The organism is Ideonella sp. P3_A4 (genome assembly GCF_056403075.1).
This window is the reverse complement of sequence record NZ_JBFUGE010000005.1, coordinates 50,251-62,797: the sequence shown is the minus strand read 5'-3', so window position 1 is coordinate 62,797 and position 12,547 is coordinate 50,251. Positions and strand designations below refer to the sequence as shown.

The 12,547-nt window shown below is 69.1% G+C and carries 1 protein-coding gene; it reads right to left on the bottom strand.

Annotated features, from left to right (window positions below; translation table 11 throughout):
- The coding region (locus AC1DYI_RS01740; protein WP_477202354.1) for a non-ribosomal peptide synthetase at positions 1-12,534 on the bottom strand (12,534 nt) is incomplete at its 3' end.
- Between the last annotated feature and the right edge of the window lie 13 nt (positions 12,535-12,547).

Here is a 12,547-nt window from a genome sequence, read left to right as displayed (position 1 = left end):
GTTGGCCGTCACCGGGATGGCGTCCATGCGCACGAACGCCGCCGGCACCATGTACTCCGGCAGGTGCCGGCCCAGCTCGGCGCGCAGCGCACCGGCATCGACCGGCTCGGTGCTCGTCAGGTAGGCGACCAGCCGCTTCTCGCCTGCCGCGTCGACGCGCACCATCACGAACGCTTGGTCGACCCCGGCGCACTGCGCCAGCCGCAGCTCGATCTCGCCCAGCTCGACCCGGTAGCCGCGCAGCTTGACCTGCGAGTCATTGCGACCCAGGAACTCCAGGTTGCCGTCCAGCCTGACGCGGCCCAGGTCGCCGGTGCGGTACAGCCGTGCGCCAGGCTTGCCGCTGAATCGGTCTTCAACGAAACGCTCGGCGGTCAGCTCGGGCCGCTTCAGGTAGCCGCGCGTGACGCCTTCGCCACCGATGTAGATCTCGCCTTCGACACCCGGGGGCACCGGGTTGCCGCGAGCGTCCAGCACGTACAACTGGCTGTCGGCGATCGCGCGGCCGATCGGCAGCGTGCGTTCGTTCTGCGTGTGTTCGCCGACGATGTACTCGGTCGAGAAGGTCGTCGTCTCGGTCGGGCCGTAGGCGTGGATCAGCCGGCACGCGGGCGCGCTGCGCCAGATGCTCAGCACCGTCGCCAGCTCGCTCTGGTCGCCGCCAAACAGCAGCACCTGCAGCTTGGCGAACGCTTGCGCCATCGGTTGCGCGTAGCGCTTGAGCAACCCCGCGATCAGCTGCAGGATCGTGACCTGCTCGCGTTCGAGCAACTCGCTCAAGCGCGCAGGCTCGAGCAGCACGTCCATCGGCACCACCACCAGCCGTGCGCCGTTCAGCAGCGTGCCCCAGATCTCCCAAGTCGATGCGTCGAACGCCGGGTTCGCACAGTACGCGAGGCGGTGCTTAGGCGAGAAGTCGATGAAGGGCTGACCGACGTTCAGGTGCACCACGTTGCGGTGCGTGACCATCACGCCCTTGGCCTGTCCGGTCGAGCCCGAGGTGTAGATCACGTAGGCCAGCCGGTCCGACGTCATCGCGATGGCCGGGTCGTGCTCGGGCAAGTCTTGCGTCAGTGCCGGGTCGTCCAGCAGCGCCACCGGCACCGTCTGCGGCAAGCGCTCTTGCAGATGCGACTGCGTCAGCAACAGGCGTGCTTCGGCATCGGCCAGCATGAAGGCCTGGYGCTCTTGCGGCACCGCAGGGTCGATCGGCAAGTAGGCCGCACCGGCCTTCAAGATGCCCAGCAATGCCAAGATCAGCTCGGCACTGCGCTCGGCACTCACCGCCACGCGGTCCTCGGCCTGCACGCCTTGCGCCAGCAGGTAATGCGCCAGGCGGTTGGCGCGCCGGTTGACCTCGGCAAAGCTCAGGCGCCGGTCGCCGTCGACCACCGCCACCGCGTCGGGCTGCTGCGCCACCTGCTCTTCGAACAACTGGTGCACCAGACGGTCGCGCGGCGAATTGCCCAGGCGCGTGTTGCGGTCGTTGAACTCGTGCGTCAGCTGATGTGCCTCGTCCGCACTCAGCAGCGCCAGTGCACCCACCGCCTGCTGTTCGTCAGCCACCATCGATGCCAGCAGCGTCTCGAAGTGCGTGGCCCAACGTCGCACCGTCGAGTCATCGAACAGATCGCTCGAATATTCGAGAACGGCCGCCATGCCTGACCCGGCTTCGGTCACCGCCAGCGACAGGTCGAAGTGGCTGGCGGTCTGCATCGAGTCCATCAGCGCCCAGTGCGTACCGGGCATCTGGAACGCATCGCCGGGTGCACTCTGGTGCAGCGTCAACATCGTCTGGAAGACGGGGCTGTAGGCCAGGTGGCGCGACGGGTTCAGCGCCTCGACGACCTGCTCGAACGGCACGTCCTGGCGTTCGAAGGCCGCCACGGCATCACGCTTCACCTGGGCCAGCAGGTCCGCCACGCTGATCGCCTCGTCGACGCGCACACGCAGCGCCAAGGTGTTGACGAAGAAGCCGATCAGGCCCTCGACCTCACGCGTCGCCCGGTTCGCGACTGGCGTGCCGATGACGATGTCCGACTGGCCGCTCAAGCGCGCGAGGAAGGTCGACCAGGCGGCCATCAGCGTCATGAACAGCGTGGCGCCATGGCGCTGGCTGAGCTGTCGCAAGCCGCGAGACAAGCCCTCCGGCAGCGTGAACTCGACACGTCCGCCGGCAAAACTCTGCGTCGCCGGGCGGGCACGATCGGCTGGCAGTTCCAGCAGCGACGGCGCGCCTTCGAGGTGCTGCTTCCACCAGTCGATCTGCGCCTCGACGACGGCGCCGCGCAGACGATCACGCTGCCAGGCCGCGTAGTCGGCGTACTGGATCGTCAATGGCGCGAGCGGGTCGGCCAGGCCTTGCTGGAAGGCCGCGTACAGGGTGTTGACCTCTTGCACCAACCGCTCGTTCGACCAGTGGTCGGTGACGATGTGGTGCAGCGTCAGCAGCAGCACCGCGTGCTGCTCGGCCAGCAGGCACAGCCGCGCCCGGATCAGCGGGCCGGTGGCCAGGTCGAAGCGCTCGGCCAGCTCCTCGTCGCGGATCGCGGCCAGACGAGCTTTGCGCTCGCTTTCGGGCAGCGCCGTCAGGTCATGCAAGCGCAACGGCAAGCCCGCATCGGCTGCACCGATGACCTGCACCGGCTCTTTGCCCGCCGGCACGAAGACCGTGCGCAGGCTCTCGTGGCGGCGCACCAGCGCGTCGAGCGTTCTCTGCAGTGCCGGCACGTCGAGCGCACCATCGATGCGAACAGCAATGTCGTAGCGGTAGGCCGCGCTCGCTGCCGGGTCGAGCGCGTCCAGGAACCACAGCCGCTGCTGCGCGAGTGACAACGGCAACGCACCGTCGCGCGACACCGGCGCGATCGCGGCGAAGGTCTCGCGGGTCGTGGCGGCCACCACCTCGGCCAGGTTTTTCAGGCTGCTGTCGRCGAACAGGTCGGTGAGGTTGACCTCGACCTGCAGCAGGTCGCGAATGCGTGCGATCAACTGCACGGCCAGCAGCGAGTGGCCGCCGAGCGCAAAGAAGTCGTCGTGGCGGCCGATCTGCTCGAGCCCCAGCAGCTCTTGCCACAGCCCGGCGAGGGTCTGCTCCAGCTCACCTTGCGGGGCCTCGTACAGGCCGTGCACGAAGGCCTCGGCATCGGGCTCGGGCAGCGCCTGGCGGTCGGTCTTGCCGTTCGCGTTCAGCGGGAAGCGCTCGATCAGCACGAACGCGCTCGGCACCATGTAGTCGGGCAGCCGTGCGGCCAGGTGGTTGCGCAGGTCGGTGACGACGACATTCATGTGCGGCCGCGGGATCACGTAGGCCACCAGCCCGGTCGAGCCCGACGGGTGGTTGCGCGGCATCACCAAACCATCGCCGACCTGCGGGTGCGTGCGCAGCACCGACTCGATCTCGCCCAGCTCGATGCGGAAGCCGCGCAGCTTGACCTGGAAGTCGCTGCGGCCGATGTAGGCGATCTCGCCACCCGGCAGCCAGCGGCCGACGTCGCCCGTGCGGTACATCCGCGCACCCGGCTCGAACGGGTCGTCGATGAAACGCTCGGCCGTCAGCTCGGGCCGGCCGAGGTAGCCGCGGGCGACACCCAGGCCACCAATGTAGAGGTCACCCGGCAGCCCCGGCGGCACCGGCGCGAGGGCCTCGTCGAGCAGGTAGACGCGCGAATTGGCGATCGGCCGACCGATGTGTGGCCGCTCATCGCCAGGCTCGATGCGCCCGATGGTCGCGTCGACCGTGCACTCGGTCGGGCCGTACATGTTGAAGAAGCGGATGTGCGACGCACCACGCAGGCGTTGCCACATCGACTCGGGGATCGCCTCGCCGCCCAGCACGACGACTGTCGGCACATGGGCTTGCGCTGGGTCGAGCAAGCCGGCTTCCAGCAGCACGGCCAGTTGCGACGGTGTGCTGTCCACCGCGTCGATGCGATGCGACTGCAAATAGCTCATCAGCGCCGCGCCATCGGCACGGATCGCCTGCGGGATCACGTGCACGCAGTGGCCCGACAGCAGCTGCAGCCAACCCTTGAGCGACATGTCGAACGCGAACGACGCGTTCAATGCGACCTGCGCGCCGCGTTCGAGCGCGGCATGCGTGCTGGCCTGCATCACGCGCCAGAAGTTCAGCGCGGAGCGGTGCTCCACCATCACGCCCTTCGGGGTTCCGGTCGATCCCGAGGTGTAGATGACATAGGCCAGGTGTTGGGCGCTGAGGGTCGCCGGCACCGGGTTGGCTTCCGACTCCGGCCACAGCGTTTCATCGTCCAGCGCCAGCACACGCAGCGTGCCCGCCGGCAGACGGCCCGCCAGCGCGCCTTGGGTCAGCAGCACGGTGGCGCCGCAATCGGCGAACACGGTCGCGAGGCGTTCGTGCGGCTGGTCCGGCTCGACAGGCACATAGGCTGCGCCGGCCTTCAGGATGCCGAGCCAGCCGATCGCCATCTCCAGGCTGCGCTCCAGGCACAGCAGCACGCGGTCGTCGGGGCCGATGCCCATCGCGATCAGCGCACGGGCCACGCCGTTGGCACGCCGATTCAATTCACCGAAGCTGAGGCAACGTCCATCGGCCACGATCGCGGGCGCGTCGGGTTGCGCAGCGGCCTGGGCTTCGAAGGCCTGCAGGATCGTGCACTCGTCGCGCGCCTCGCGCGGCCCCTGCGCCAGCGCCAGCATCGCCGCCCGGGCTGCATCGTCCAGCAGCGGCAGCTGGCGGATCGCACGCTGGTCGTCTTCGACCATCGCCGCCAGGATCATGCGCAGGCTGCCCAGCCAACGCTGCACCGTTGCGGCATCGAACAGATCGGTCCGCCACGACAGTTCGCCGTCGAATCCGTCATCCACTTCGACCAGCGTCAGGTGCAGGTCGAAGTGGGTGCTGCCGCGCGCCGGCGGCAGCGGCTCGAGCACGATGTCGGGCAGCCGCAGTTCGCCGCTCATGCCGACGTCGTTCATCGTCAGCATGGTCTGGAACAGCGGGCTGTGGCTCTGGCTGCGAGTGGGATTCAGCGCCTCGACGACCTGTTCGAACGGCAGGTCCTGGTGGGCGTAGGCACCGAGCGTGCGGGCCTTCACCTGGGCCAGCAGGCTGGCGACAGTCGGCTCGCTTACCAGGCTCAACCGGATCGCCAGCGTGTTGACAAAGAAGCCGATCAGCCCTTCGACCTCGCGCCGCGGCCGGTTGGCCACCGGCGTGCCGATGACCACGTCGGCCTGGCCGCTCAAGCGCGACAGCAACGTGGCCCAGCCCGCCAGCAGCGTCATGAACAGCGTTGCGCCATGCCGCTGGCCGAGGGCTTTCAAGCCTTGCATCAGCTCGGCCGGCAGGTGCAGCTCGACGCTCGCGCCGGCATAGCCTTGCACCGCCGGTCGCGGCCGGTCCAGAGGCAGGTCCAGCAGCTCGGGCGCGCCGCTCAAGTGCGCTTTCCAATAGTCCAGCTGTGCCTGCAACCGTTCGCCTTGCAGCCACTGGCGCTGCCATGCCGCGTAGTCGGCGTACTGCAGCGTCAGCGCAGGCAGTGGGTCGGCCCGGCCTTGGCTGTGGGCCTCGTACAGCGCCCCGACCTCGCGCACCAGCACACCGATCGACCAGCCGTCCGAGATGATGTGGTGCTGGGTGATCAGCAGCACGTGCTCGGTCGGTGTCAGCGCCAACAAACGGCCGCGGATCAGCGGCCCACGCGCCAGGTCGAACGGCTGGCTGAAAAACTCTTCGCTGACTCTTTCGACTTCTCGCCGTTGGGTCGCTTCATCGAGCGCGCTCAGGTCTTGCTCGATCAGCGCGAAGCCGACCCCTTCGTCGGCAATGCGTTGCACCGGCTCGCCGTTGTCGAGCACGAAGGTCGTGCGCAGCGATTCGTGGCGCGCCACCACGCCGTCCAGCGTCGCGCGCAGCGCCGCGCGGTCCAGCGCACCGCTCAAGCGCAGCGCCGCAGGCATGTGGTACGCCGCACCGGCGGCCGCATCGAGTTGGTCCAGGAACCACAGCCGCTGCTGCGCCCATGACAGCGGCAGGGGCTGCGTGCGGTCCGCCAGCGAGATCGCTTCCATGGGCGTGGCACCAACTTGCGCCAGTTGCGCGGCGAAGTCGGCCAGCACCGGATGGGCGAAGACCTCGCTCAGCGCCACCTCCACGCCCAGGCGTTCGCGCAGCCGGGACGTCAGCTGCACTGCCAGCAGCGAGTGGCCGCCAAGCAGGAAGAAGTCGTCATGGCGGCCGATGCGGGCCACGCCCAGCAAGCCTTGCCACACCTCGGCCACAGCCCGCTCGGCGTCGCCTTGCGGGGCTTCGTACTCACGGCTGGCCAGCGCGCTTTCGTCGGGCGCTGGCAGCGCCTTGCGGTCAAGCTTGCCGTTAGGGGTCAGCGGGAAGCTCGGCAGCACGACGAAGGCGGCCGGCACCATGTAGTCCGGCAGTGCTTGCGCCAGGTGTGCACGCAGGGCGGCCGGCTCCAACAGCTCACCGTCACCAGCACGCAGATAAGCGACCAGGCGCTGCTCGCCGGGCCGGTCTTCGCGCGCCAGAACTGCGGCTTCTGCGACGCCGTCGCAACGCGTCAGCTGCGACTCGATCTCGCCCAACTCGATGCGGAAACCGCGGAGCTTGACCTGGAAGTCGACGCGGCCGAGGTATTCCAGCCGGCCGTCGGCACGCCAGCGGCCGAGGTCGCCGGTGCGGTACAGGCGTTGCATCTGGGCGCTGTCGCGCGGCCCTTCGACGAAGCGCTCGGCCGTCAGTTCAGACCGCCCCAGATAACCACGGGCCAGCCCGGCACCGCCGACGCAGATCTCGCCGACGACACCCAGCGGCACCAGCCGCAGGCTCGTGTCGAGCACCAGGATCTGCGCGTTGGCGATCGGGCGGCCGATGTCGCAGAACGACAGGTCATCGACTTCGGCCACGGTGCACCACACCGCGGCTTCCGTCGGCCCGTATTCGTTGTACAGCGCGGCCACCGCACCGAGCTGTTCGCGATGGCGTCTCAGCACGCCTTCTTGCAGCGCCTCACCGGCGACGATCACCGTGCGCAGGCTGGCAAGCTGGCCTTCGCGGGCCACCGACAAGGTCGCGTCGTACAGCGACGGCACGCTGAGCCACAGATCGACGCCATGCCGCTCGACGAGCGCGGCCAGGCGCACCGGATCGCGCGCCTCGTCGCTGTCGGCGATCACCAGCCGCGCGCCGGCAGACAGGGCCCAGAACAACACCGCGACCGAGCTGTCGAACGCGAACGACGGCACCAGCAGGAAGGTTTCGCGCGCGGCGTAACGGGCCACACGCGCTGCGTTGGACGCGCTCAGCGCGTGGTGCTCGATGACAACGCCCTTGGCATCGCCTGTCGAGCCCGACGTGTAGATCACGTACGCCGGGTGCTGCGTCGACAGGCCGAGCATCGCCGGATCGGGATCCGCATCGAGATCGCTGGCGAATGCCCAGGCGTCCACGCCTTCGTCGATCGCAACGACCGGGCACGGTGGCGTCAAACCCCGTTGGGCCAGCAGCTCGAATTCGGCCACCAAGACCACCGGTGCGCTGTCGGCGAGCATGCGGGTCAGCCGTTGCACCGGGTACGACGGATCGAGCGGCACATAAGCCGCGCCCGCCTTCAGGATCCCGAGCACGCCGACCACCAGATCGATGCTGCGTTCGGCGCACAAGCCCACCAGGTGACCCGGCTGGACGCCCGCCGCCTGCAGCCGATGGGCCAGGCGGTTGGCGCGCCGATTCATCTCGCCATAGGCCAGCGTCTGGTCGCGGCAAGCCAGCGCGATCGCGTCGGGTTGGCGAGCAGCTTGTCGCTCGATGAGGCCGTGCACGAAGCTGTCGCGCTCGATGTCGAGCGTCGGGCCCGAAGCGCCGGCCAGCGCTTGCCGGCGGTCTGCGTCGGACAGCAGCGGCAGCCCATCGAGGGACGCCGCGTCGTCGACGCACAGCGCGCGCAGCAGCGTCACCAGGCTGCGCGACAGCCGCTCGATCGTCGCGTGGTCGAACAGGTCGGCGGCATAGTCCAGCCCGCCGGCGACGCTGCCGTCGCTGACGTTCAGCGCCAGTGTCACGTCGCAACGAGTTGTCGTCGTCGCCTGCGGCAGCAGCGCCAACTGCAGGCCAGTCAATGCAAGGTCTTGCGCGGTGGGCGCCGTGTTCAGCGCGAACATCGCCTGGAACACCGGATGATGGCTGCGGCTGCGGCGAGGCTGCACGGCCTCGACCACGCGCTCGAACGGCGCGTCCTGGTGGGCGAGCGCGGCCAAGGTGGTGTTGCGCACCTGTGCCAGCAGTTGCGCCACCGTCGCGTCCGATTCAATCTCGACGCGCAGCGCCAGCGTGTTGACGAAGAAGCCGATCAGCGGCTCCACCGCCAGCTGCGGCCGGTTGGCGACCGGCGTGCCGACCACGACGGTGGCTTGGCCCGAGACACGCGCCAGCAGCGTCGACCAGCCGGCCAGCAGCACCATGAACAGCGTGAGGTCGTGGCGGCGCGCCAGTGCTTCCAGCGACGCGACCAGCTCGCCCGGCAGGCTGATCGGCACCGTGCCACCCGCGTGGCCCTGCACGGCCGGCCGGGGCCGGTCCAGCGGCAAGTCCAGCAGTTCCGGCGCGCCGGTCAGGTGCGACTTCCAGTGGTCCAGTTGCACCTGCAGCCGATCACCCTGCAGCCACTGGCGTTGCCATGCGGCGTAGTCGGCGTACTGCAGTGACAGTGCCGGCAGCGGGTCGGCCCGGCCTTGGCTGTAGGCCTCGTACAGCGTCCCAACCTCGCGCACCAGCACCCCGACCGACCAGCCGTCCGAGATGATGTGGTGCTGGGTGATCAACAGCACGTGCTCGGTTGGCGTCAATGCCAGCAAGCGTCCATGGATCAGCGGTCCGCGGGCCAGGTCGAAGGGCTGGCTGAAGAACTCCGCGCTGATGCTGTCGACTTCTCGCCGTTGAGAAGCTTCATCGAGCGCACTCAGGTCCTGCTCGATCAGCGCGAAGCCCACGCCTTCGTCTGCAATGCGCTGCGCAGGCTCGCCGTTGTCCAGCACGAACGTTGTGCGCAGCGATTCGTGCCGTGCCACCACGTGGTCCAACGTTGCGCGCAACGCCGCGCGGTCCAGCGCGCCACGCAAGCGCAGCGCCGCAGGCATGTGGTACGCCGCACCGGCGCCGGCATCCAATTGATCCAGGAACCACAGCCGTTGCTGGGCCCACGACAGCGGCAGTGGCCGCGTGCGGTCGGCCCGCTCGATCGCCGCCATCGTGGTGACGCCGGTTTGCGCCAGCTGCGCGGCGAAGTCGGCCAGCACCGGGTGCGCGAAAACCTGGCTCAGTGGCACTTCCACGCCCAGGCGTTCGCGCAGACGCGAGGTCAATTGCACCGCCAGCAGCGAGTGGCCACCGAGCTGGAAGAAATCGTCTTGGCGGCCGACGCGTGTGACCTCCAACAGCGATGCCCACACCGCCGCGACGCCCGCTTCGATCTCGCCTTGCGGTGCCTCATAGGCACGGCTGGCGAAGGCACCTTCGTCAGGCGCCGGCAAGGCCTTGCGGTCGAGCTTGCCGCTGGGCGTGAGCGGGAAACGATCGAGCGCGACAAACGCGACCGGCACCATGTAGTCCGGCAGCGCCTGCGCCAGCCGCAAGCGCAACGACGCTGGCTCGAGCACCACGCCGTCGTCACCGCGCACATAGGCCACCAGGCGCTGCTCGCCGGGCCGGTCTTCGCGCGCCAGCACCGCCGCGTCGGACACGCCCACGCAGTGGCGCAACGCGGTCTCGATCTCGGCCAACTCGATGCGAAAGCCACGCACCTTGACCTGGAAGTCGTTGCGGCCCAGGTACTCGACCTGCCCATCCGGCAGCCAGCGCGCCAGGTCGCCGGTGCGGTACAGGCGCGCCTTGGGGTCGTCGGTGAACGGGTCGGCGACGAAGCGCTCGGCCGTCAGCTCGGGCCGGTTCAGGTAGCCCCGCCCGACCGGCAGGCCGCCGATGTGCAACTCACCCGGCACGCCGATCGGTGTGGGCTGATTGAAGGCATCGAGGATGTGCAGGCGCGTGTTGGCGATCGGCCGGCCGATCGGCACCAGATCGACCGCGCCTTCACCGGCCGACCACACGCTGACCTCGACCGCCGTCTCGGTCGGGCCATAAAGGTTGTGCAAGCCGGCCTGCGGCCACGCTTGCCGGGCCCGGTTCGCCAGCACCGGCGGCAAGGCCTCGCCGCTGCACTTGATCAGGCGCAACGACGCGCCGCCCCCGGCCGGCACCGCGTCGAGAAAAGCCTGCAGCATCGACGGCACGAAATGCAGCACCGTGATGCCGTGGCGCTCGATCGCCTGGGCCAGGTAGTGCGGGTCCTGATGCCCCTCGGGCCGCGCCATTACCAGCCGCGCGCCGGCCAGCAGCGGCATGAAGAATTCCCAGACCGACACGTCGAAGCCGAATGGCGTCTTCTGCAACACCCGGTCTTGCGGCGTCAGCGCAAAGATCTGCAGCCCCCAGACCAGGCGGTTGACGACGGCACGGTGCGCGTTCATCGCGCCCTTGGGCCGGCCGGTCGAGCCGGACGTAAAGATCACATAGGCCAAATGGTCCGGCCGCAGCGATGGCAACAGCGGGTCGTAGTCCGGCACATCGGCAAATGCTTCGCCAACGCAGTGCACCGGAACGCCGCCGGCGGCCATCTTGTCGAGCGCCAACGCAACGGCCGGCATCGAGCGTACCGCGCCATGCGACAGCACCGCCGCTGGCGCCGCGTCTTCCAGCATCTGCAGCAGGCGCTGCGCGGGCTGCGTCGGCTCCAGCGGCACATAGGCCGCGCCGGCCTTCATCACACCGAGCAGCGCGATGACCATCTCGAAGCCGCGCTGTGCACAGACGACGACGCGGTCGTCCGGCTGCACACCCTGCGCCAGCAACCCATGGGCGACCCGGTTGGCAGCCTGATTCAGCGCGGCATAGCTGAGCGTTTCGCCTTCGAACTCGACCGCCACTGCAGCGGGTTGTTGCACCGCGCGGCGCTCGAACAGCCGGTGGATCAGCGCATCGTTGGGCAGCGCCAGTGCCGGCCCTTGAGACCAGCGCGCCAGCTGCGCACGCTCCGACTCGGCCAGCAGGTCCACGCGGTCGACCAGCTGCTGGTCGTCGTCGGCCAGCGCTTCGAGCACGCGCTGGAAGTGCTGCACCATCCGCTCGATGCTGGCGACGCTGAACTTGCGCGCGTCATAGCGGAAGTCGCAGCGCACTGCGTCGCCCGCCTCCAGCGCTTCGAGGGTCAGGTCGAGGTCGATGTTGCCGCTCTGGTGCAGCTGGAAGGCGCTGATGTCGTGCCCGCCCCAACGGGCCCGCCCGCCGCCGTGCTCGTTCCACAGCGAGCCGAGGCCGCTCGCGTGGCGCGCGTTCTGGAACAGGAACATCGTGTCGAACAGCGAGCGCACGCCGTTGCGCAGCGGGGCCGCCGCGCCGAGGCTGTCGACCAGCAGGTTGAGCGGGTACTCCTGGTGGCGCAGGCCCCGCAGCGTCTTCGCACGCACCATCGCGTGCAGGTCTGCCAGCGTCGTCTGCTCTTCAAGACGGCAGCGGATGGGCACGGCATTGACGAAATCGCCCACCACGCCCTGCCAGGCCACGTCGGTGCGGCCCGGCATCGGCGAGCCGATCACCAGGTCACGCTGGCCGGTGTGGCGATGCAGCACCGCCACGTACGCGGTCAGCAAGGCCGTGTACAGGCTGCCGCCGCGGCGGCGTGCGGCGTCGCGCAAGCGGTCGTCCAGCTCAGGCGGCAGGTACAGGCTGGTGACGCCGATCTCGTACGGCGCCGCGTTGCGGTCGGTGCGATCGGTGGGCAGTTGCAGCAGCGGCAGCGGCGCCTCCAGCTCGGCCTGCCAGTAGGTGCGCTGGCGCTGCGCCGCCGGGCCGTTCAACCACGTGCGCTGGTGTTGCACGAAGGCGCGGTAGTCCATCGCCGGTGCTGTCGGCACCTCGACGGATTGCGCGAGTTGCTGGTCCAGCTCGTCGAACATGCGCCAGAACGACCAGCCGTCGCCGACCAGGTGGTCGAACGCCAGCAGCACCACGCTGCGCTGGTCGCCCAGCGGGTACACGTGGACCCGGATCAGCGGCGGCGCCGATAGGTCGAACGGGCGGGTCGCATCGGCCCACACGCGCGCGGCGAGGTCATCGCCGGCGCCCACGTCAATCACCTTCAGCGCCGAAGGCCCGTTGTCGACGATCTGCTGCTCAGGCTCGCTGCCGTGGCTGCGGATGCGCGCCCGCAGCATCGGGTGCCGCTGCACAAGCGCCTGAACGGTCCGGTCGAGCTGCACCAGGTCCAGCGCGCCATGCACGTTGAAGGCGAAGGCGTTGTTGTGCCGGCCCTGGCATTTCGGGTCGAGCTGGTAGAGCAACCAACGGCTGCGCTGGCCCTGCGAGAGCGGGAACCAGCCCTGCGAGTCGTCTTGTCCGCCAGGCGCCGTGGCCGTCACCGACGCCGATTGACCGTCCAGCCTGTCGGCCGGGGCGTGTTGCGGAAAAGACTCGAGGATCGTCATGGACATTCCAGGC